Source organism: Martelella sp. NC20 (genome assembly GCF_013459645.1).
GTDB lineage: Bacteria > Pseudomonadota > Alphaproteobacteria > Rhizobiales > Rhizobiaceae > Martelella.
Map to the genome: position 1 here is coordinate 1 of NZ_CP054861.1, position 22,718 is coordinate 22,718.

Annotated in this window: 19 protein-coding genes and 3 pseudogenes; 14 read left to right on the forward strand and 8 right to left on the reverse strand. The window is 63.1% G+C overall.

Annotation, left to right across the window (positions count from 1 at the left end):
• The 13 genes from HQ843_RS00005 to HQ843_RS00065 all read left to right on the forward strand — a co-directional run bounded on the left by HQ843_RS00005 (position 1) and on the right by HQ843_RS00065 (position 12,031).
• Complete coding sequence (locus HQ843_RS00005; RefSeq protein ID WP_180900390.1) at positions 1 to 816, forward strand: sugar phosphate isomerase/epimerase family protein; 816 nt, start codon at positions 1 to 3, stop codon at positions 814 to 816.
• A 62-nt stretch (positions 817 to 878) separates the two neighbouring features.
• Entirely contained in the window at positions 879 to 1,193 is a 315-nt protein-coding gene (locus HQ843_RS00010; protein WP_180900389.1) for an L-rhamnose mutarotase, read from the forward strand.
• 5 nt (positions 1,194 to 1,198) lie between these two features.
• Entirely contained in the window at positions 1,199 to 2,299 is a 1,101-nt protein-coding gene (locus HQ843_RS00015; protein ID WP_180900388.1) for a hypothetical protein, read from the forward strand.
• Positions 2,292 to 3,749 (forward strand): hypothetical protein, encoded by a 1,458-nt coding sequence (locus HQ843_RS00020; protein ID WP_180900387.1) that lies wholly within the window; start codon positions 2,292 to 2,294, stop codon positions 3,747 to 3,749. Before HQ843_RS00015 ends, HQ843_RS00020 begins: the two co-directional genes overlap by 8 nt.
• Positions 3,742 to 4,500, forward strand: a complete 759-nt coding sequence (locus HQ843_RS00025) for an SDR family oxidoreductase (RefSeq protein ID WP_180900386.1) — start codon at positions 3,742 to 3,744, stop codon at positions 4,498 to 4,500. The genes HQ843_RS00020 and HQ843_RS00025 overlap by 8 nt, the downstream gene beginning before the upstream one ends.
• Entirely contained in the window at positions 4,494 to 5,252 is a 759-nt protein-coding gene (locus HQ843_RS00030; RefSeq protein WP_180900385.1) for an SDR family NAD(P)-dependent oxidoreductase, read from the forward strand. The genes HQ843_RS00025 and HQ843_RS00030 overlap by 7 nt, the downstream gene beginning before the upstream one ends.
• Before the next feature lie 27 nt (positions 5,253 to 5,279).
• The gene (locus HQ843_RS00035) at positions 5,280 to 6,329 is read left to right on the forward strand and encodes a Gfo/Idh/MocA family protein (protein ID WP_180900384.1); all 1,050 of its coding nucleotides are present in this window, start codon (positions 5,280 to 5,282) and stop codon (positions 6,327 to 6,329) included.
• Positions 6,330 to 6,331: 2 nt separating this feature from the next.
• Complete coding sequence (locus HQ843_RS00040) at positions 6,332 to 7,096, forward strand: acetoacetate decarboxylase family protein (RefSeq protein ID WP_180900383.1); 765 nt, start codon at positions 6,332 to 6,334, stop codon at positions 7,094 to 7,096.
• A gap of 35 nt (positions 7,097 to 7,131) precedes the next feature.
• On the forward strand, positions 7,132 to 7,971 hold the full coding sequence (locus HQ843_RS00045; protein ID WP_180900382.1) for a fumarylacetoacetate hydrolase family protein: 840 nt from the start codon (positions 7,132 to 7,134) through the stop codon (positions 7,969 to 7,971).
• Positions 7,964 to 9,106, forward strand: a complete 1,143-nt coding sequence (locus HQ843_RS00050) for a mandelate racemase/muconate lactonizing enzyme family protein (protein ID WP_180900381.1) — start codon at positions 7,964 to 7,966, stop codon at positions 9,104 to 9,106. The genes HQ843_RS00045 and HQ843_RS00050 overlap by 8 nt, the downstream gene beginning before the upstream one ends.
• A 49-nt stretch (positions 9,107 to 9,155) precedes the next feature.
• A complete protein-coding gene (locus HQ843_RS00055; protein ID WP_180900380.1) occupies positions 9,156 to 10,169 on the forward strand; it encodes a TRAP transporter substrate-binding protein in 1,014 nt (337 codons plus the stop codon).
• Positions 10,170 to 10,232: 63 nt separating this feature from the next.
• Entirely contained in the window at positions 10,233 to 10,757 is a 525-nt protein-coding gene (locus HQ843_RS00060) for a TRAP transporter small permease (RefSeq protein ID WP_180900379.1), read from the forward strand.
• Positions 10,754 to 12,031: a TRAP transporter large permease gene (locus HQ843_RS00065; protein WP_180900378.1), complete on the forward strand. Its 1,278-nt coding sequence runs from the start codon at positions 10,754 to 10,756 to the stop codon at positions 12,029 to 12,031. Before HQ843_RS00060 ends, HQ843_RS00065 begins: the two co-directional genes overlap by 4 nt.
• Positions 12,032 to 12,190: 159 nt before the next feature.
• On the opposite strand, the pseudogene HQ843_RS00070 reads toward HQ843_RS00065, so the two are convergent.
• A pseudogene (locus HQ843_RS00070) lies at positions 12,191 to 12,887 on the reverse strand (IS6 family transposase).
• 18 nt (positions 12,888 to 12,905) lie between these two features.
• Between HQ843_RS00070 and HQ843_RS00075 the strand changes: the two are divergent.
• Positions 12,906 to 15,110, forward strand: a pseudogene (locus tag HQ843_RS00075) (FdhF/YdeP family oxidoreductase); the annotation flags it as partial.
• A gap of 12 nt (positions 15,111 to 15,122) precedes the next feature.
• On the opposite strand, the pseudogene HQ843_RS00080 reads toward HQ843_RS00075, so the two are convergent.
• The 7 genes and pseudogenes from HQ843_RS00080 to HQ843_RS00110 all read right to left on the reverse strand — a co-directional run bounded on the left by HQ843_RS00080 (position 15,123) and on the right by HQ843_RS00110 (position 22,716).
• A pseudogene (locus HQ843_RS00080) lies at positions 15,123 to 15,881 on the reverse strand (IS6 family transposase).
• A 102-nt stretch (positions 15,882 to 15,983) separates the two neighbouring features.
• Positions 15,984 to 16,589 (reverse strand): glutathione S-transferase family protein, encoded by a 606-nt coding sequence (locus HQ843_RS00085; RefSeq protein WP_180900377.1) that lies wholly within the window; start codon positions 16,587 to 16,589, stop codon positions 15,984 to 15,986.
• A gap of 13 nt (positions 16,590 to 16,602) precedes the next feature.
• Positions 16,603 to 17,967, reverse strand: coding sequence for an MmgE/PrpD family protein (locus HQ843_RS00090; RefSeq protein ID WP_180903362.1), 1,365 nt, complete (start codon positions 17,965 to 17,967; stop codon positions 16,603 to 16,605).
• Positions 17,968 to 17,972: 5 nt separating this feature from the next.
• The gene (locus HQ843_RS00095) at positions 17,973 to 19,340 is read right to left on the reverse strand and encodes an MmgE/PrpD family protein (protein WP_180900376.1); all 1,368 of its coding nucleotides are present in this window, start codon (positions 19,338 to 19,340) and stop codon (positions 17,973 to 17,975) included.
• A 1-nt stretch (position 19,341) separates the two neighbouring features.
• The gene (locus HQ843_RS00100) at positions 19,342 to 20,721 is read right to left on the reverse strand and encodes an MmgE/PrpD family protein (protein WP_180900375.1); all 1,380 of its coding nucleotides are present in this window, start codon (positions 20,719 to 20,721) and stop codon (positions 19,342 to 19,344) included.
• Positions 20,722 to 20,772: 51 nt separating this feature from the next.
• The gene (locus HQ843_RS00105) at positions 20,773 to 21,570 is read right to left on the reverse strand and encodes an amino acid ABC transporter ATP-binding protein (RefSeq protein WP_371822103.1); all 798 of its coding nucleotides are present in this window, start codon (positions 21,568 to 21,570) and stop codon (positions 20,773 to 20,775) included.
• Between the two features lie 24 nt (positions 21,571 to 21,594).
• Positions 21,595 to 22,716: an amino acid ABC transporter permease gene (locus tag HQ843_RS00110; protein ID WP_210275279.1), complete on the reverse strand. Its 1,122-nt coding sequence runs from the start codon at positions 22,714 to 22,716 to the stop codon at positions 21,595 to 21,597.
• Positions 22,717 to 22,718 lie beyond the last annotated feature (2 nt).

The window sequence follows — 22,718 nt, forward strand, 5'->3', positions numbered from 1 at the left end:
ATGAAACTCAGTGTGACTGCATGGTCATTCCCGCAACTGACCCTTGCCGAGGTTGGCGGCATTGCCGCAACCCTTGGCCTTGATGGCGTCGATGTCGGGCTTTTCTACGCATCGGCGCTCGACAAGAGCCGGATCATTTCCGATCCCGAATGCTATGGCGCCGAGATTGCCGACACGGTGAAACTGCCGGTGGCCAACTATTACCATCTCTTCGGCGCAGATCTAGCCGAACGCAACCTCGCCGCTGGCCCGGCAGATCCGCAAAACCTCGCTGATCTCAAGGCCGTTCTCACATTCGCGAAGGCAGCGGGCGCGCCGAGCATCTTCGTCCTGCCCGGCCTGATCAATTCCGGCCAGAGCCGGCGGCAGGCGCTCGACAATTCCGTCGAGGCGCTGAAGCCGCTGGTCGAGGCGGGACAGCGTGAAGGCGTTGCGGTGACGGTGGAGCCGCATGTGCACGGGCTTGTCGAAAGCGTCGACATGGCCGCCGAGATGGTCTCGCGGGTGCCGGGTCTGAAGCTGACGCTGGATCTCGCCCATTTCGTGTCGATGGGCTACCGTCAGGACGAAATCGAGACGCTCGCGCCTTATGCCGGCCATGTGCATCTGCGCCAGGCGCGGCAAGGCGCGTTGCAGGCCAAGCTTGAGGAGGGAACCATCAACTTTCCCTCGCTGCTCGGCGCGCTGCGTGACGCCGGCTACGACGGCTGGCTCGCCATCGAATATGTCCATCAGGCCTATATGAACACGCTTTATGACGATGTGCTGAGCGAGACGGTCAAGATGCGCAACCTCGTGCGCGGCTGGCTGGCCTGACTTTCTGAACTCGCGCGTCGGGCCGCAAACCGCGACGCGCTCCAACAAGGGAATTTGCGATCATGGGACATTATGCCTGGGTCCTCGAAGTCCGCCCCGGATACGAGGAGGAATACAAGAAGCGCCACGACGAGATCTGGCCCGAACTGGTGGAGGACATCAGCAAGGCGGGCTTGCGCAACTACAACATCTTCCGGCACGGGCTGACGCTGTTCGGCTATTTCGAAACCGACGATCTGGACGCCTCGATCGCCGCGCTCGCCAAGAGCGACGCCAACCGGCGCTGGGGCGAATATATGGCCCCGATCATGAAGATCGAGGCCGATCCGAGCACCGGCTTTGCCTACCTGCTGCCGTTGCAGTGGCGTATGGACTGACCGCGATGACCGCCGACCTCGTCCACAATGAAACGCTTGGCCGCCTGATCCGCAAGGGCGGCTGGGCGGAGCTTGCCGAAGGTACGCCCCGGCTGATCCGCCGGGCGCTCGCCGGTGGCGACGATGCGGGCGCGGCGGCGCTTTCGGCCTTCTTCCTGTCCGAGATGCGGGTGGTCCACGACATCTACACCCAATGGTTCCACGATACCCGACGCTATCTTTCCGACAACGGCATGGACGAAGATAGTCTCGATCGCCATCACGGCGAAATCCGTACAAAGCTTGCGCCCTATCACCGGTCCGTCTCGCACGATCGCGCCGAGGTCTGGGCGGAGATCGCCGCCGCGCTCGCCGTTTTCGACGAGGCCGGGACGCCGGGCGCCGCGAAAAGCGCAGCCCTGGACAAGGCCATGGCCCTCTGGCGGGATCTGCACGACGGCGAGGTCGACCAGCTTGCCGGCCTCTTCAGCCTGGTCGTCGCCGAGCACGGCGAAGAGGCTCTGCGCGAGATGTATGAGGGCTGGGTGATCGGCGACTGGTTCGCCAAGCGCTACCGGCGCTTCGACGTCTCGGAAATGCCGTGGGAGACGGCTGAGTGGCTGCTGGTCTATCTGGGTTTCGAGGGGCATCAGGGCCATCTGAGCGGGCGCGACCGGGACGGCACGATTGACGTGTTCGAGGACGCTGAAAAGGTCACCATCAGCTTCGCGCCCTGCGGCTCGGGCGGCCGTTCGATGCAGGGCGAGGCGCGCGACGGACTGCCGCCGCTTTCGGCCCCGCCCTTCAACTGGCCGGAACTCAAGGGCGCGCACGACTTCACCTGGAACGAAACCGGCATATGCGGCTATTGCGCCCATTGCTGCATCCTGCACGAAACCCTGCCGATCGCCGCCTTCGGCTATCCCGTGCGCGTCACCGAAGCGCCGAAAGCCCCGCTCACCGAAGAAAGCCGTTGCTCGTGGACGGTCTACCGCGACCTGCGCGCTATCCCCGAATGGGCCTATGCCCGCGTGGGCGCCAGGAAGCCCGCCGCCCATGCCCCGCTGGGCTCCTCCGGACGGGCCGCGCGTGAGGCTTTGGCGAAGATGGGGCGCGCCGATGGCTGAGCCTTTCACCAATATACAAAAACCCGCCAAAATCGCCGTCATCGGCGGCATGATGGCCTATTTCGAGACCATCATGCCGAAAGGTTTTCGGGACGATCTCGGCCGGCATGTCGGCGCGGCAACGGCAGCGCTTGGCGACGAATTCATGCTCGACGAGCTCGGACTGTGGGCCGATGACGGCGACACGGCGCGCATGGCGCAGCGCCTTCGCGCCAATCCGCCCGAGGCCTTGCTGCTGGTGCCGACGATGGCGACGCCGCCCGCCGCGATTGCCGCACTCGCCCGCGAGGCCGGCGTTCCCGTGGTCATCGCCTGCACGCACGACCTGTCCGAAATCACCGATGCCTACGACATGCGCGCGCTCTGCCGCCACTCGACCAATGTCGGGGCGACCATGCTCGGCGCGATGCTGGCGCGGGTGCCCGACGCGCCCGGCCATGTCGTGATCGCCGGCTTTCTCGACGACGCCGAATTTCACCGACGGCTCGCCATGGCGCTGCGCGTCGCCGTGCTGGCGCGGCGGATGAAGGGGCTCAGGATCGGCCGATTCGGACCGGTGATGCCCGGCTATGACCATGTCGGTCTCAATGAAGAAGAGGCGGCGATGGGTGGGGTCGAGGTCATCGACATTGCGCTTGACGACTGGGCTTCCTGCCATGCCGCCGTGACCGTTGAAGAGATCGCCGCGTTCCGTGGCGACCGCTTGCCGGCGCTTCTGCCCGAGGGCACCGAATGGAGCGCGAGCGAGGATCTCGAACGGGCGATCCGCATGGCGATCGCGCTCGATCGCATGGCCTGCGAGCGCGATATCGCCTGCGGCTCGCTGACCTGCCGGGGACCGTTTGGCGTCGAACTGCCAAACGGGTCGATCGGCTGCCTCGCAACCACGCTGATGACCGGTTCCGGCCGTCCGTTCAGCGCCACCGGCGATCTGGTGACGGCTGTGGCGATGCATATCGGCAAATATCTCGGCGGCGCGACGCTCTATTGCGAACTCGACGCCGTCGATCGCAAGCGGGATGCGTTTCTCGTCGCCAATACCGGGGAAGGCGATTTCGCCTTTGTGCCGGCCGGCGGCGCGGCAACCATCCGCCCGGCCGCCGCGCACTCGGGACGCGATCTGCCGGGCGTGGTGCTGGCGCACGATCTTTCCATGGGACCCGCAACCATGCTCGGCGTCGTCCCCGACAAAGGCGCGGGCAAATTCCGTCTGCTCGCGCTGGAAGGCGACACGCTTTCGCCAGCCCGGACCGCCCTTCAGGTCACCCATGGCTGGTTCCGCACGAACAGGCGGCCGGCGCTCGACGCGTTCGAGGCCTGGGCCAATGCCCACGCCACCCATCACGGCGCGCTCAGCCGTGGACATCTTGGCGAAGCCATAGGCTGGCTCGGCCGGCTTACCGGCTACGCCGTCACTGAAATAGCATCCGGAAGGAGTCCTCATGGCTGACAACAAAGTGGCCATCGTCACCGGCGCATCTCGCGGCATCGGGTTCGAAATCGCACGGCTTCTCGTGGAGCGCGGCTGGAAACTCGGCATCACCGCCCGCGGGCGTCAAAAACTCGAAGAGGCGGCGGACCGCCTTGGAACCGCCAACGCCATCGCGATCGCCTGCGATGTCGCCGATCCGACCGAGGTCGAGGACGCCGTGAGCATGGTCGCCGGGCGTTTCGGGCCGGTCACCGCGCTCGTCAACAATGCCGGCATCATCGACCCGATCGGGCATATCCACGAACTCGACCCCGACGCCTTCATGCAGCTCATGCACATCAATATCGGCGGCGTCATGAACATGTCGCGCGCGGTGCTGCCGGCCATGATCGCGGCCCGTAGCGGCGTCATCGTCAACCTCTCCTCCGGCGCGGCCCACAACCCGGTCGAGGGCTGGAGCGCCTACTGCACGTCCAAGGCGGGGCTTGCGATGTTCAGCCGCTGCCTTGCCGCAGAATATGGCGGTCGCGGCGTGCGGGTGCATGATTTCATTCCCGGCGTGGTCAGCACCGACATGCTGAACGGTGCGCAGCAGCGGTTCGATAACGCCATCGCCCGCCTGGACGAGGGCGCCAAACTGCCGGCCGACGTGCCGGCAAGATGCATCGCCTGGCTGGTCGACGAGGGGCGCGTCGAGGGCGTCCAGCAGTCGATCCGCGATCCCGAGTTGCGCAAACTGGTTGGACTGGAGGAACGCGCCCAATGGTAATGGATCTCAACCCCAACGATCCCGGCCTTTCCGGCCGAAGGATCCTCGTCGTCGGCGCGGCACAAGGGATAGGACAGGCAACCGCCGTCTGGCTCGCCGCTCAAGGGGCCGATGTCATCGCCGTCGACATCAAGCCGTGCACGGAAACCGTCAGCATGGCGGGCGGCGGCATCCGCACCCACATCCTCGACATGACCGACACCGCAGGCGTTACGGCCGCGGTCGAGGCGGCCAACAGCGACAAACCGCTCTACGGAGTCGTCAATTGCGCCGGCCTGCTCCTCAGACGGCCGCTTGACGAGACCAGTGAGGAGGAGATCGCCCGACAGACTGCGGTGAACCAGTCGGGCACCTTCTTTCTCGCCCGCGCCGCGATGGCGGCGATGATCCCGCACGGCATCGGGCGGCTGGTGCTCTACACCAGCCAGGGCGCCTTCACCGGCGGTTTCAACGGCTCGATCCCCTATGCGATGAACAAGGCGGCGGTGACCGCGCTGGTCAAGTCGCTCGCCCGCCACGGCGCGCCCCACAGCATCACCGTCAACGCGGTCGCGCCCGGCGCGGCCGACACGGCGATGTTGCGCGGCGGCATGAGCGATGCCGATCTGGAGGCGTTCCGCAGGATGATCCCGATGGGCAGGTTCGCCGATCCGGTCGAGCTTGCGGCCCCGACGGCATTCCTGCTCAGCCCCTGGGCCGGCTACATCACCGGGACGACGATGCATGTCAATGGCGGCCAGTTGATGGTCTGAGTCCAATCACAAAGGGAGGCAATATCAATGGCAAAAGCAAGAATCGCGCTGATCGGCGCCGGCTGGTGGGGCGTGGAAGTCTATGTGCCGGCAATGATCGCGCATCCCGACATCGAGCTGGTGGCGATCAATCGGCGCAACCGCGAGGCGCTCGACAAGATCCTCGAAGCCCACAACGGGCCGAAGGGTTACACCGATTACCGGCAGATGCTGGCAGAGGAAGACCTCGACGCCGTGGTGATCACCTCGCCGCACACACTGCATTACGAACACGCCGTGGCGGCGCTTGAGGCCGGTTGCCATGTGCTGATCGACAAGCCGATGACAACGCGGGCGGAGGATGCCCGCAAGCTGGTCGCACTGGCAGCCGAAAAGGGCCTTCAGATCATTGTGCCCTATGGCTACAACTACAAGGATTTCGCCACCGAAGCCTCCCGATTGATCGCCGAAGGGCATATCGGCGAGGTGCGCCATGTCGCCTGCCATATGGCCACCTACACCTTCGACCTGTTCAGCGGCGAGGGCCTGCAGGAATCAGCCGGCCACATGTTCCAGCCGAACAAATCCACCTGGGCCGATCCCGATCAGGCCGGCGGCTATGGCTGGGGTCAGTCGAGCCATTCGCTTGGCCTGCTGTTCCGCCTCGTCGATCTCAAGCCCGTCGAGGTCTATGCCTGCGACACCAAGTCCCCCGTCAATGTCGACCTCACCAATGCGGCGGTCGTGACCTTCGAGAACGGCGCGCGGGCTTCCGTTTCCGGTTCGGCGCTTCTGCCCAAGCACTGCACCTATCAGATGGACCTGAGGATCTTCGGCACCGAGGGCATGGTGACCCTCGACATGGAGCGCACCCGGCTGGAACTGCGCCGTTTCGACGGCAACGACATCGTCCTCGATCTGCCCGCCGATGCGGGACACTACGAGGCGGTCAAGCCGATCGACCGGCTGGCGCAGGTCTGCCTTGGCACCTGCTCACCCGACGACATCGAGGCCAATGGCACGGTCGGCCTGCGCGCCATCGAGGTGCTCGACGCGATGTACCGCTCGTTTTCCTCCGGCAAGCCCGAGAAAGTCTGACCATGGCCTGGAAAACGCGCAAGGAAGACATCGTCAAGGGCGGGTTTTCGACCCCGCTCGACGCCCCGATGATCCCGCCCTTCCCCTTCACCTTCCACAGCGTCGAGGTGATGACCCTCGTCTGGCGCACCGATGTTTCGGCGATGGAAGCGCTGCTGCCCGAGCCGTTAAAGCCTACCGGCGACATGGTGATGGCGCATATCTACAAGATGAACGACACCGAATGGATCGGTCCCTATGCCGAGGCCAATATCATGTTCGGCGCGGAACTGCCCGGCGTCGCCACCGGCGCCTATTCGCCCTATCTGTTCCTGTCGACCGATATCGGCGTCGCCCATGGCCGCGAAATCCACGGTCAGCCAAAGAAGCTTGCCAATCCCGAGATCACCTTCCGCGGCGACCTGATCGTCGGCACGGTCGAGCGCAACGGCATCGACATCCTCACCGGCACCATGGCCTACAAGCAGCAGCGCGCCGATATTTCGGAACTCTCCGAAATCTTCCCCTTCGCCACCAACATCAACCTCAAGGCCATCGACCATATCGACGGCACGCCCGCGATCCGGCAACTGACCTCGCGCAGCCTTGCCGACGTGAAGGTGAACGAATGCTGGCGCGGGCCGTGCACCACTGAACTGCGGCCCAACGCACAGGCGCCGGTGCACCGGCTGCCGGTGCGCGAAATGCTCGACGGCTTCTTCTGGAAGGGCAGTTTTACGCTGGTGCCCGGCAGGGTCCTCTACGACTACCTCGATCCGGATGCCTGAAACCTGATGCATCAGAACACAAAGGAACCAAGTCCATGAAACTGCTCCGTTACGGCGATCCCGGCCGGGAAAAGCCCGGCGTGCTCGATTCCGAAGGCCGCATCCGCGATCTTGGCGGCATCGTCGGGGATATCGGCCCGGCGCTCCTCGCCGCCCCCGAAAGCCTCGCCGATCTCGATATCGAAAGCCTGCCGCTGGTCGATGGATCGCCGCGTCTTGGCCCCTGCGTGACCGGCACCGGCAAATTCATGTGCATCGGCCTCAATTACGCCGACCACGCCGCCGAAAGCGGCATGGCCGTGCCGAGCGAGCCGGTGCTGTTCATGAAGGCGACCTCGGCGATCTGCGGCCCGAACGATCCGATCATCATTCCGCGCGGTTCGGAAAAGACCGACTGGGAGGTCGAACTCGGGGTCGTGATCGGCAGGCCGGCAAAATATGTCAGCGAGGCCGATGCGCTCGGCCACGTTGCCGGCTACTGCGTCATCAACGATGTCTCCGAGCGGGCCTACCAGATCGAGCGGCAGGGCCAGTGGACCAAGGGCAAGTCCTGCGACAATTTCGGCCCGATCGGGCCGTGGCTGGTTACCCCGGACGAAGCCGGCGACCCGCAGAACCTCGGCATGTGGCTGGATGTCAACGGCGAGCGGCTGCAGGACGGGTCGAGCCGGACGATGGTCTATGGCGTTGCCTTTCTGGTGAGCTATCTCAGCCGGTTCATGACGCTTCATCCCGGCGATATCATTTCGACGGGCACGCCGCCCGGCGTCGGGCTCGGCCTCAAACCGCCGCGTTACCTCAAGCCCGGCGACCGCGTCGATCTTGGAATAGAGGGGCTTGGTTCACAGCACCAGGTGTGTGTCGCCGATGTCTGACGATTTCAAGATCCGCAGCGTCGAGGCAATCCCCGTCGCCTACCCCGAGCCGGTCGACCACAACCGGACGCGTTCCGTCTGCCTCGTGAAAATCACCGCCGAGAGCGGCGCGACCGGGTGGGGCGAATGCTGCACCTATTTTCCCGAGGCGAGCCGTGCGGCGGCCTGCCTCGTGGAGGGCATGGCCGAAATCGTCATCGGCCGCAGCGCACTTGAGACCGAGGCGATCTGGGAGAAGCTGAAAAGCCATAGCTGGTGGTACGGCACCGGCGCCGGCATCGCCTCCATGGCGATCTCGGGCATCGATATCGCCCTCTGGGATCTCAAGGGCAAGCTCTTGAACACGCGGGTGCTCGATCTCCTGGGCGGGCCGGTGCACGAGCGTCTGCCGGCGATCGCGAGCCTGCACGGCACCAAACGCGATATCGACGCCATGGCCGAGGAGATCGCCGGCTACACCGCGACCGGGCTGCACGGCGCCAAGATCGGGTTCGGCAAGGCCGGCGACGCCCATCTCGGCTTCGACCATGACCGCGATGTCGCCTTCGTCAGAGCCGTGACCGAGGCGATGGGTCCGGACAAGCAGCTGATGGTCGATCTCGGCGTCAAGAACCACTGGGATGTCGCCACCGCGATCACCCGCGCGCGCGCCTTCGAGGACTATAGGGTCGGCTGGCTGGAGGAGCCGCTCGGCAACGACGATCCGGAGGGCTACCGGGCGCTCAGGGCCGCGACCGGAATCCGCATCGCCTATGGCGAGCGCGAATGGAACGCCCGCGGCGTGGAGCGGATCGTGATGAGCGGCACCGTGGATGTGATCGGCCTCGATCCCGGCCGGGTGGAGGGCATCACCGGCTTCCGCAAGGCCGCAGATATCTGCGCCCGCAACCGCCGTCAGGCCAATGCCCACAATTTTTCAACCGCGATCGTCGGCGCGGCGAGCCAGGCGTTGAGCTTCGCGTCCACCGCCTGCCGCCTGCTCGAGCTGCAGCCGGTCTATGGCCCGGCCCAGCGCGACCTCGTCGACCGGCCCGTCAGCCACGTCAATGGCTTCGTCACCATGCCGGAAGGACCGGGCCTCGGGATCGTGATCAACGAGGACCTGGTCGCGTCCGCACGGCTCGACCGCCGCTGACGGGCGGACGAACCCGTCGAAAGAATTCGATAACAAGGGAGGATACCGAATGAAACTTGAACTCAACAAACGCGCACTGCTGCAGCTTGTGGCGGGAGGCCTGACCTTCGCCGCACTCGCCACAAGCGGCGCTGAGGCCCAGGAAACCAAACTGCGTCTGTCGCACCATCTGGCCCCCGGCCATCTGGTCGATGTCGCCTCGCATCGGTTTGCCGATCTCGTATCGGAGTATACCGATGGCGCGGTCAGCGTGGAGGTTTTCCCCTCCGGCCAGATCGCCGGCCTGCGTCAGGGCGCGGAGGCGGTCCAACTCGGCACCGTCGATTTCGTCTGGACCGACATGGGTACGCTCGGCAACTGGCGGCCTGAATACGGCTTCGTCAGCCTGCCGTTCCTGTTCTCGGGCAATGAGCATTTCGCGGCGTTCTTCGACGGCGAGGGCGGCGAAAAGGTCGCCGAGAGCTTGCGCCGGAACCTCAACATCGAGGTACTCGGCTTTGGCAATGCCGGCTTTCGCGTGGTCGCTACCCGCGAGACGCCGGTGCGCGAGCCCGCCGACCTGAAGGGCGTGCGAATCCGCGTGCCTGAAATCCCGATCTATATCAGCGCCTTCAAGAGCGTCGGCGCCAACCCGACGCCGCTCGCCTGGGGCGAGGTCTATACCGCAATGCAGACCGGCGTGATCGATGCCGTCGAAAATCCCGCCGAGGGACTCGTCAACGGCGCGCTGAACGAGGTTGCCCACCACATCTCGAAGACCAACCACATCATGACCGACGTCAATCTGTTCGCCAATGCCGGCAAGTTTGACGCCCTTGACGCCGGCGAGCAGGACGCGATCCACCGCGCGGCCGAGACCGCCCTCGCGGAATTCAACGACGCCACGGCCGAGGCCTCGGACGAATACTGGGCCCAGCTAGCAGAGACCATGGAGGCGATCGACGACCCCGATCGCCCCGCCTTCCAGAAGGCCATGGCTCCGGTCTGGGATGAATTCGTCGCACGCGCGGGCGAGCCTGGCCAGGCGTGGATCGATCTCGTGGTTGCAGCCGACCCGACCTGAGCGGGTCCGCCTTCCATCCGGGCGCCGGTTTGCCGGCGCCCCATTCTTTTCGAGGAGGTCCCCATGACATCACGACACGAACTCGCCCGATCGCTTCCGGTGCGGATATTGCGGCTTGTCTGCGAAATCGCTCTGGCGCTAATCGTCGCGAGCTATGCGATCATCACCTGCGCGCAGGTGTTCTATCGCTTCATCCTCAACGATTCGCTGGTCTGGTCGGAAGAGCTGGTGCGCTACGGCCTGTTGTGGGGCGTGATGATCGGCGCCGCTATCGCTGCCGACAGGGGGCTGCATATCGCGCTGGCGCCGCTTCAGGGAACGGTGCGCGCGCCGGCCGCGGTGGCGACGATGGAGTGGATCGTTGCCGCGGCCGTGGTGCTGTTTTGCGCGATCATGGGCTATGCCGGCTGGCGCTACATAAGCCAGCTCTGGTTCATGACGTCGCCCGCAGCCCAGATTCCGATGCGCTACGTGTTTGCCGCCCTTCCTGTCGGAGCAGTGCTGATCTCCGTGTTCGTTGTCATCCACACCATTGCCGGCACCTACAGCTTACCACGAACCGACGGCAATACGGAGCATCCGGCATGACAATCGCGATCCTGTTTGCCGGTTTCGGCATTCTTCTCGTTCTCGGCGTTCCGCTCGCCTTTTCCATGGGTCTGTCGGCGGTCATCGCCATCCTCGCCTCCGGCGACCAGTCGATCCTGATCGTTCCGCAACGCATCGTCGCCTCGCTCGACAGTTTCGCGCTGCTGGCCGTTCCGCTTTTCATTCTCGCCGGTGAACTGATGAACGCGAGCGGCATTACCCAGCGGATTGTCGCCTTCTCGCGCGCGGCCATCGGCCATCTCAAGGGCGGGCTCGCCCAGGCCAACATCCTGTCGAACATGTTCATGGCGGCACTTTCGGGCTCGTCGCTCGCCGACCTGTCGGCGATCGGCTCGATGATGATTCCGGCCATGACCCGGGAGGGCTACAAGAAATCCTATTCGGTTGCCGTGACCTCGTGCGCGGCGCTGATGGCTCCGATCATTCCGCCGAGCATCATTGCCGTGATCTACGGTTCGATGACCGGTATTTCCATCGGGGCGATGTTTCTCGGCGGGGCGCTGCCGGGTCTTATGGCCGGCCTCGGGATCATGGTCCTGGCGCGGGTCATGGCGACCAGAGGCGGGGCCGGCGGGCATCGGCGGGCAACGCGTGCCGAGTTCATGAAAGCCGGAGGCGGCGCCCTGCCCGCCCTGATGGTGCCCGTCATCATCGTCGGCGGCATTCTTTCCGGCATCTTCACGCCGACGGAAGCCGGCGCGGTCGCGGTCGCCTATGCCGCCCTCTACGGCATCATCGCCCGTCGCTTCACGGCTGCCGGCGGCTACCGCCTGCTGCTGTCGGCGGGCGTGACCACGGCAAGCGCCCTGATCATCCTGGCCGGCGCATCGCTGTTCAGCTATGTCCTGGTCTCGAGCGGGTTCGCCGAGACCACGTTGCAGGGCTTCGTCGCCCTGACCGACAATCCGCAGATCGCGCTGCTCTTGATCTTCATCCTGCTCGTGATCCTCGGCATGTTCGTGGAAACGGTGTCGGCCCTCATTCTGGTGGTGCCGATTCTGACGCCGATCGCCCAGTTCTACGGTTACGACGGCGTGCAGTTCGGCATCTTCACGCTGATGGCGCTGGTTCTGGGCGGACTGACGCCGCCGGTCGGCATTCTTGCCATGGTCGCCTGCCGGATCGCGAATGTGGAGTATACCAAGACCTTCGGTATGCTGACTCCGTTCATCCTCTGGTGGGCCGCGGCAACGCTGATCGTCGGCTACGTTCCCTTCCTCACAGGTTGGCTGCCCTCGCTGGTGCTCGACTGAAATCGCCTCCTGAACGCAACGGTTATCGCATGAGATTGCAAACTTCCGTCAGAATCTGGAGAGTGGTCCGAGCGATATCCGGGGGCAAATGAGGCGCTGAAAGGGCATTGTAAACTTAACGTGCGGGAGACAGCTATAGCCCGCTTGCCTCACGGCGGTTCATGTCCGAGCGATTTCCGCCCACAGGTTCATCGCCTCTGAACGCAGGTCACGATGATGGCTGGATGAGATGTCGTGTCGGGGGATGTGGAACAGGTTGGCAATTGGATGGAAACGAAGCGCTGCAAATGGCGCGGAGACTTGAAGCGTTTCAGGATCCGTTCCCATCGTCGGAATGGCTGATGGGAATTCTCCGCCCGATTGTTCAGGCCTTTATGCGAACGACAGTTGGCATAATCTCGCGCTTTGCAGCATCGCAAGATCGAAGCTTGTCGGTGATCATCACCCGCGGCGCGCGGCCCTGGCCCTTCAACAGCTTGCGCATCAGGCGCTTGGCCGCCTTGGCATTGCGGCGGCTTTGCACCAGAACCTCCAGAACGAAACCGTCCTGATCGACAGCACGCCAGAGCCAGTGCTTCTCGCCGCCGATCGAAACGACGACCTCGTCGAGATGCCACTTGTCACCCAGCCGGCCGGCTGAGCGGCGGCGGATCTCGCTGGCGAAGGCGCGGCCGAACGTCTCTGCCCACAGCCGGACTGTCTGGTGCGAGACAATAATCCCCCGGGCCGCCAGCATGTCCTCGACCATTCGCAAGCTGAGAGGAAAACGGAATTAGAGCCACACGGCGTGGGCGATGATCTCGGCCGGGAAACGATGGCGGCGACAAAGCGGGCACGGTCTGCCATGCCCCGTCATCGCACATCGAGATCCACCGCCGCTCAGCCGTCCGGGTTCGATTGCCCCGGCTGCGCCTGGCCAGACCCGAAACATACCAGCTCGTTCGAGTTCTGCGAGAACGGCGCCAAGGCGATCACCTGGGAATCAACATCCAAGCGCGCCGCTCCGGATTTCTTCGCAGCGCATCCCGTGGCGGACCTCTGGCAATGGAACGACCACAAGCTCGAAGACCAGGGGCGGCTCACCCATCCCTGATCTACGATCATGCCAGTGACCGTTATCTTCCGATTGAATGGGATGCGGCATTCGCGCGGATCGCTTCGGGGCTCAATAGCCTGCCAAGCCCGCACATGGCCGAGTTCTATACGTCTGGCCGCGCTTCCAACGAGGCGGCGTTCCTCTTCCAGCTGTTCGTCCGCGCCTACGGCACCAACAATTTCCCCGATTGTTCCAACATGTGCCACGAGGCTACCAGCGTCGGCCTGCCGATGTCTATCGGCGTCGGCAAGGGCACAGTGACCCTTGAGGACTTCGACCATACCGATGCGATCTTTTCGTTCGGCCACAATCCCGGCACCAACCATCCGCCCATGATGACGACACTACACAAGGCTTCCCGCCGCAGCGTGCCAATCGTTGTGTTCAACCCGCTGAAAGAACGCGCCCTGGAACGGTTTGCCGCCCCGCAGGACCCGATCGAGATGACGACCCTGTCCTCGACCCCGATCGCGTCTGCTTATCATCAAGTTCGCACCGGTGGCGATCGCGCTGCGCTCAAGGGCATGATGAAGCGCATCTTTGAACGGGATGCGGCCGATATCGCAGCCGGCGGTGCGGGCGTGCTCGACCGCATTTCATTGCGACCCATACTATTGGCCTCGAAGCGCTGAAAGCTGATGTCGCGCGGACCGAATGGCCTGAAATCTTCGAGAAATCCGGCCTGACGCTTGAGGCTCTCGACAGCGCCGTCGATGTCTATCTCAAGGCAAAGAACGTTATCCTTTGTTATGGCATGGGAATTACCCAGCACGCCAATGGCACGGTCAATGTCCGGCAGCTTGCCAATTTCCTTATGCTGCGGGGTAATATCGGACGCCAAGGTGCCGGAATATGTCCACTGCGCGGCCATTCCAATGTCCAGGGCGATCGTATCGTCGGCATCACTGAAATTCCGAATGCCGTGCTTCTCGACGGCATGGAAAAGGCCTTCGGTTTTCGACCGCCTTCGAAAAAGGGGCACAATGCTGTGAAGGCCATCGAAGCCACTATCGACGGCAAGTCGAAAGCGCTCGTTTGCCTCGGCGGCAATCTCGCCGTCGCCATGTCGGATCCGGAAGCGACTTTCGCGGGCATGCGTAAGCTCGATCTTGCCGTCCATTTGGCGACAAAGCTCAATCGCTCGCATTTGTTCCTGGCAAAGACGTCGATCATCCTGCCGGTTCTAGGCCGTACGGATCTGGACATTCAGGCGACAGGACGTCAATCTGTTACGGTGGAGGACTCAATGTCGATGGTGCACGCGTCGCGGGTTTTCTAAAACCACCGAGTGACCAGTTGCGCTCGGAACCTTGGATCGTTGCCGGCATAGCCAAAGCGACGCTCGGCGACCGGTACGATATCGATTGGGAGGAGATGGTCGGCGACTACGGCCTGGTCCGCGACAAGATTGAGATCGTCTTTCCGGATTTTCATGATTTCAAACCCGCGTGAAAACGCCCGGAGGCTTTCGCCTCACTGTCGCAGCATCGGATCGCATCTGGAAGACGCCGTCCGGCAAAGCTGAATTTCTCGTTGCACCCGGCCTGGACGAGGAGGTTCGCCTGCGAGACCCCAGTGCCCTTGTGCTGACGCACCTTGCGCAGCCACGACCAGTACAACACCACGATCTACGGCCTCAATGACCGGTATCGCGGAGTCTTCGGCCGCCGCGATGTTGTGTTTATGAGCCGAAGGGATCTTGAAGTGCATGGTCTGGCAGACGGCGACATGATCGACATCGAAGCCATCGCAGCGAGTGATGCCCGGACAGTCCATGGATTTACCGCCGTTGCTTATGACATCCCGCCTGGCTCGGTGGCCGGATACTATCCCGAAATGAACCAGGTCATTGTGCTGTCCGACTATGACAAGAAATACGGTACGCCGGCCTACAAGGGCGTTCCGGTGAAGATACGCCGGTCAGAGTGTGGGCTTCGATTGGGCCTGTCGCAAACAATCTCGGAGCGCGCGATTATCCCTTAAGCATCTTCATTTTCATGCTTTGTTAACTTTTTGCAGTCCGAAGAGGCACCGGCGCGCACGCGAATCGTTCTGGTCGTTGACAGTCCAGCCGCCGGAAAAAGCCAAAGCCTTTCCTCAACCACAGCATAGCCTCGAAACCCGCGATGGTTTGCCGCGCCGTGTTGAAAGATTGGAAGCTATCGATCTTTGGCATGTTCCTTTTACCCGGAAATGGTCACTTTCGATGCCTTGCTGGAGGTGCTTGGTGACATAGTGGACGGGGTCCGGATGGAGAAACCCGTCATCAACCGACTTTTTGATCGTAGCCGGGAAGATGTTGGCCCCGTCCGTCCCGATCCTGTTCGGCTACAACAAGGGTTCATCTTTGAGCATCTTGCGGAAGAACCGCCTGGCGGCGTCGAGATCGCGCTTAGCGGTCAACAGCAAACCCACCGGATTACCGTGTTTATCGATGGCTCGGTACATATAGCGCCATTTGCCGCGGATCTTGACGTAGGTCTCATCGATCCGGACCGAGCCGCAATGCGGTCGCCGAAACTGCCGCAACCGTTTCTCCATCATCGGCGCATAAGCCAATACCCAGCGGTTGATCGTGCTATGGTCGACCTCGAAGCCCCGCTCCCGAAACATTTCCTCCAAGTCCCGATAGCTGAGCGGGTAGCGCAAGTACCAGGCAATCGCCTGTACAATCAGCCATGCCTCGAAATGCCTGCCTTTGAAATCATCCTTCGACTGGCGCTTCGGCTTTTCGGCAATGGTATTCAGAATCATGGGCTCGCTCCGCAACTTTCGGAGCGGCAAAATCCATACCTATGGTCAACATACCGTTAACCCCGAAAATTAGCGACAGGCCCGAGAAACTCTCCATACCGGTTAAGACAGCGCGTCTTCGATGTGGCGGCGATAGGGTTCATACGCCTTGAGCCGCGAGCGATAGGCCGCCAGATGCGGCAGATCCGGAAGCGAGTCGCTGTCGGCCACCGCCAAGAGCCCCCAGCGATGGATAGCCGGGGCGGCCGCTATGTCCGCCAAAGTCAGAACATCCGCCGCAAGATATGCGGAACGACCGAGTTGCCCATCCAGATGCCTGAATGCTTCGACAACGGGGCCCAGATCGCCCTCGCCGCCGGCCTGACGCGCTTTTCGCAACCGGGTCAGCGGCGGGGTGAGCGATAGCGACGCCCAGTCCATCCAGCGGTCGATGCGGGCCCTGCCGGGCGCGTCTTCCGGCCAGAGTTCACCGCAGGAAGCGCCGGAGGCGAGGAAACGCAAAATGGCGTTGGACTCCCACGTCACGAAATCGCCGTCCCTGATCACGGGCACCTTGCCAAAGGGCGTCAGCCGCGCGAGCTCTTCAGGGTTTTCAGCACCCGACCCGCGCCCCATGGGCACGAGATCGAACGGTCTGTCGATCTCCTCCAGAAGCCAGAAAACCTTGGCGCAGTTCGACGAATTCCGTCGTCCGTATACTGTCAGCATATCAATCCTCCATTCAGCCAAGCGACCCGGCGGTGCGGGCCAGAAATTCGTCCAGCCGGTCTGTCGTCGCTAGAGACAGACCAGCGTCGAAGGCGGCATGCGCTTCCTTTTCACCGAGTAGCGCGCCAGCGCAATCGACGAACTTTTCGCGCAGTTCATCATCGCTCATCGGGTTTGAAGGTCCGCGTCCGAACCAGGTGGAGGCCTCGGCAGTGAGAACGGCACCACCTGTCATCGTCACTACAACCTCGCCGTGATAGGCGTTATCTTCCTGATGGGCGGTGGAGGTTACCAGCGGCAAGAGGGCGGCAACGTCATCGGTCATGAAGCTGTCGTCGGCAAAATCGCCGAGCTGCAATCGGCCTGCCGTCAGCGCCTTGGCGGTCAGGAACTGAACGGAGAACTTGGCATCCAGCCCGGATTTCGGCTCGGGCCGGTTGGTATGCGCCAGACGGCGTTCATGGGTGCGGGTCGTGATCGCCGCGATGCTTTCGGGTGCGAACACGCCGTGCTCCGCCACCAGCTTCAAAGCCGCGTCGATCGCCGAATGCGCGCTGCCGCAACATGGATGCTGCTTGATCGCGATGCCGGGATCGAGCAGCTCCAGTGGTCCATCCCAGCCATCGAGAATGACATCGGCATCGAAATTGCCGGCGCCGTTGAACAGGTTGAAGAAGCCGTAATTGTGCTCGAATGCCTCGACGTTTGCGGTCATGCCGTTGCGGGTCAGAAGTGCTGCAAGCACGCCGTTATGTGCCGCCTGGCCGACATGCATGGGCTTGACCGGCGTTCCGAAGTTCGATTTCAGGCCCGAGGCCATGGACACCGCCATTGCAAGCGTCGTCGCCATGCCGTCGGCATCAAGGCCCAGCAACCGCGCCGAGGCCGCCGCCGCGCCGAACACGCCCAGCGTTGCGGTCGGATGCCAGCCCTTCTCATAGTGATGCGGCAGCAGGCCGCGCGCCAGCCGGGTTTCAACCTCGACGCCGGTCAGATAGGCCGTAAACACCTCAGCGGCCGTTGCCCCTTGCGTTTCGGCGAGCGCCAGAACGGCAGGCACCACCGGCGCGGAGGGATGGCCGCCCATCGTTGTCGAGCAATCGTCGAAATCGAGCGCATGGGCGGCGACGCCATTGATCATCGCCGCATGCAGAACCGAAGCTTTTCTGCCTCCGCCCCCCCAAAGGGTCGCTTCGCCCGGCGCCGATGCGACGTCGAGAACGGACTCGAGCGCCCCGAGATAGGATGCAGACCGCCCGGCCAGCGCGACGCCGATGGTATCGATAATGGCGCGGCGAGCGATATGGACGGCCTCGGCGGGGACCGTGTCCACCGACAGGGTCAGGGCCTTTTCGGAAAGTTTTTTTGCAAAGCTCATGGGATTTATCCTTTTACCGGACGGGTCGAGGTCTCGATTGCGGCGACCAGATCGGAGAGGCTTGCAAGCCGGTCCAGCTTCATCAGCATCCTGAATACTTCGGCCGCCCCGCCGGCGGTTAGGCTTCGGGACGCGCAATCGAGAAACTTCTTTTCGAGCATTTCCATAGGAAGCGGCGATTCCGGACCACGACCAAGCGGCACCTCGATATGGCTCTCGAAAACCTGACCGTCCTTCATGCGCACCACGACATCGGCGCCATAGTCGGAAAAATCCTCCGGCATCTCTTCAATCCGGATCAGTTCCATGATCCGCGTCACCTCGGGATCGCCGAGCGCGGCGTCCTCGAAATGATCGAGCCGCACCGTGCCGTTCACAAGGCCGCGCGCCACCGCGTAGGACAGGCTGAACTTGGCGTTCAGCGCGCTGGTTGCGGGGTTGCGCACATGCGGCAGCAGGCGGCGCGGATGCATGCGCACGACGACATCCTCAACGGCGGTGCTATCCGGCACCGGCCCGTCATGCAGCGCGATCACCGCGTCGATCGCAGCATGAACGCTGTAGACACACGGGTATTTCTTGATCGAGATGCCGGGGTTCATCAGATCCAGCGGTTCGCCCCAGCCGGTCAGCATCCGGTCCGCGTCGTAGTTCCCCTTGCCGTTGAAAACCTCGAGAAAGCCTTGCGGATGTTCCAGGGCAGTGGCAGCAGCATTGACGCCCTCGGCCGCCATCAGCGCGGCGAAAAGACCGTTGCGCGCTGCAAGGCCGGCATGCAGGGGCTTGGTGTCGGTACCGAAATTGGCCTTGATGCCGGAGGCGAGCGAGGCCGCCATCGAGATCGCGTCGGCCATGCGTTTCGCGTCCAGCTTCAGGAGGATGCCCGCCGAAACCACCGCGCCGAAAATCCCGAGCGTGGCGGTCGGGTGCCAGCCCTTTTCATAATGGGCGAAATTGACGCCGCGGGCAAAGCGGGTCGCGGCCTCGACGCCGATTACATAAGCGTCGAGAAACGCGCGACCGGAGATCTCCAAGGACTCGGCAAGCGGCAGGATGGCGGGAATGATGATCACGGTGGGATGGCCGGACAGCGACTTGCTGGTGTCGTCATAATCCAGCGCGTGACCCGAAACGCCGTTGACGAAGGCCGCATCCAGTCGCCCGAGCCTTTCGGTCCGTCCAAGGACATGGCAGGGACCGTCTCCCTGAACGCCTCTCAGAAGCGCTGCTTCGGTGGTGGCTGTCGGCGCGCCGAGCAGCGCACAGCCGATCATGTCGGCAATCGCGTCGCGGGCAAAGCCGAGCGCCGTCGGGTCGAAACCGCCCGGATCGAGCGCCAGCGCGCGGGTTGCAAGTTCATGAGAAAGCGACATCCTATTCCTCCGAAGATACCGTCTGTAGGGCAGCCCGATCCGCAGCGCCCGCGACCGCCTCTGAGACGGGGGCGAAATCGGCGTGCTGGTCGAGCGACATGAGAATGGTGAAAAGCGCCTCGCCCTGCGCGGGCATCAGGCAGTGAGAAACGCAATCGTCGAATTTCCGCCGAAACTCCGACGTGGTCATGGGATTGGCCGGATCGCGGCCCATGGCGACCCTGGCGGACGCCGTGAGCCGTCGACCGTCCTCCAGGCTGACATGCACGTGGCCGAGCGAAAGATCGTCATCATGCGCGCGCAAGGTCACCTTTTCGGCGAGCCTCGTCACATCCCGCTCGCCAAGCCGATCCGGTGTGAAATCCCCAAGGCCGACGGCGCCGTCGATCAGCGCGCGGGCCGTCAGGTACTGCGTCGAGAACTTCGCATCGAGCCCGTCCGTAGGGCGCGGCCTGTCGATATTGCCCAGACGTTTGCCGTTGAGCACGACCTCGACCTCGGTCACCAGCGTCGCGCCGATTTCGGCCCGAAGCGAGGCCGCCGCGTCGATGGCGCAATGCACGAATGCGCAACAGGGATATTGCTTGACCGCGATACCCGGAGACAACAGAGCGTAGGCCCTCCCCCAGCCCCTGATTGCGGGCTCGATATCCGGGTCGTCGCTGCCGCCGAACGCCTTGAGAAAGCCAAAGCGATGTTCGAGCGCGGTATCGCGCGCCGTAAACCCGGCCTCCGCCAGCAGCGCCGCCTGAAGCCCGTTCCGATTGGCCTGTCCGGCATGAAACGGCTTGGTCATGGTGCCGGAATTGGCCCTGAGGCCTGCAGCGCTGGAGGCCGCAATTGCCATGGCGATCGCCAGCCGCTCCTGATCGAGGCCGATCAATCGACCACAGGCGACTGCCGCCCCGATAACGCCGAAGGTCACGGTCGGGTGCCAGCCTCGCTCGGCATGGGCCGGATTGGCGATCCGGGCCAGCCGTATCTCGACTTCCAGCCCGGCGACAAAGGCCGTCAACACTTCGCTGCCGGGCTTGTTGCGTGCCTCGGCCAGCGCAAATAACGCGGGCACAATCGAGACGGAGGGATGCCCGTCCATCTCGAGATTGCAGTCGTCATAGTCAAGCGCGTGGGCAGCGATACCGTTGCGTTGCGCCGCATCCAGCGGGTGCAGCCGATCGACGGAGCCGAACACCTGGCAGGGTCCGGGCGCTGCGGAAAGGACGGAGCCAGCCAATTGCGCGACCGGCGTACCCGTGCCGGCGAGCGCACAGGCCAACGTGTCGGTAAAGGCGCGCGTGGCCCAGTCGGCCGCGGCTTCAGTCAGGTCACGCCTGCAAAGCCCTGCCGCGAGACCCGCGAGGGTGAGTGTCAAAGAGGACACGGGATAGTCTCCTGAAAAAACGGAGCGTCCGGCCGGACGCTCCGGCTAGCGTCAATGCTTGAGAATCTGGTCGAGAAAGTTGCGTGTGCGCGCGTGCTTCGGATTGCCGAAGAACTCTTCCGGGACCCCGCTTTCAACGATCTGGCCGTCCGCCATCAGCACCACATTGTCGGCCACGGTGCGGGCAAAGCCCATCTCGTGGGTGACGCAGACCATGGTCATGCCGCTTTCGGCCAGTTCGATCATGGTATCGAGCACTTCCTTGATCATCTCGGGATCAAGCGCGGAGGTCGGCTCGTCGAACAGCATGATCTCGGGCTGCATGCACAGCGAGCGGGCAATCGCCACGCGCTGCTGCTGCCCGCCCGAGAGTTGCAGCGGGTACTTCTGCGCCTGCTCAGGAATGCGGACCTTTTCGAGGAACTGCATCGCCAGTTCCTCGGCGGATTTCTTGCTCATCTTGCGCACCAGCATCGGGCCGAGCGTCAGATTGTCGATCACGCTCAGATGCGGGAACAGGTTGAACGACTGGAACACCATGCCGATATTGCGGCGGATTGCCTCGATGTTCTTGATGTTCTCGTTCATCTCGACGCCATCGACAATGATCGTGCCTTGCTGGTGCTCCTCCAGCCTGTTGATGCAGCGGATCAGCGTGGATTTTCCCGATCCGGAAGGCCCGCAGATCACGACCCTTTCGCCCTTGGCCACATCCAGGCTCACATCCTGAAGCACTTTGAAATTACCGAACCACTTCGAAACGTTGCGCATCTCGATCATCGCGGCGGCGTCGGATTGTCTGTGCGCCGGCGTGGTCGCGACAGAGGTTTCAGAAAGATTTGCGGACATGAAAGTCATCCTTTCCAGCCATGTTCAGATACGGCCCGTGTTGACCCATTTCTCGACCTGACGCGCATAGAGCGACAGCGAATAGCCGAAGAAGAGGTAGATGGCGGCGACAAAGAGATAGGCCTCGACATAGTAGCGGCGCCAGAGCGGGTCCTGCATGACCGCGGTGGTTGCCGTCAGGATGTCGAAGAGGCCGATGATGATGACGAAGGAGGTATTCTTCATCGCGGCGATGATATGATTGGTGATCGCCGGCAGGCTGATCCGCAGTGCCTGCGGCAGGATGATGCGGGTCGTGGTCTGCCAATAGGTCAGGTTGAGCGAGGCTGCGGCCTCGTACTGCCCCTTCGGAATGGCCTGTAGACCGCCGCGGATCACCTCGGCCTGATAGCAGGCGAAGAAGATCGCAATGCCGATCACCACCCTGAGCAGCTTGTTGACCTCAACGCCTGCCGGCAGAAACAGCGGAAACACGTTGACCGCCACGAACAGGATGGTGATCAGCGGCACCCCGCGCAGCGCCTCGATAAAGACCACCGAGAAGCCCTTGGCCACCGGCAGCGGAGAGCGTCGCCCAAGCGCCAGCAGCACCGCCACCGGCATGCCGATCAGCACCGTGCCCGAAAACAGGATCATGGTCAGCGGCAGCCCGCCCCAATCGGTGCTGGGCACGAACGGCAACCCGAAGACGCCGCCGAACAACATCACGAAGATCGATGTCACCGAGACGATCCAGAACGGAACAAGCAGCTTGAGGTTCCAGAACCGCGGGGGCAGCGAGACGACCACGGTGATGAGATAGATCGCCATCATCACCACCAGACGCCACTGCTGGTCGTAGGGGTAGAGGCCAAACAGCATCGGTCGGTGCTTTTCGACGATCACTGCCCAACATGCTCCGGTCGCCGCGCGGCAGACGGCGGGATCGGTGGTATAGAATACCGCGTCGAGAATGCCCCAGTTCAGCACGAACCAGAAGAAACGCAGCAGGCATGCGGCCACGACCACCGTCAGAATGGTCTGCGGGATGGAGTTGAACAGGTTCTTTCCGGCCCACTCGCCAAAGGACAGTTTGGCATTGGGGTCGAACTCTTCCATGGTGTGGACGGTCGCGGCCACCTTTGGCGCGCTCAGAGAATGTGTCATCG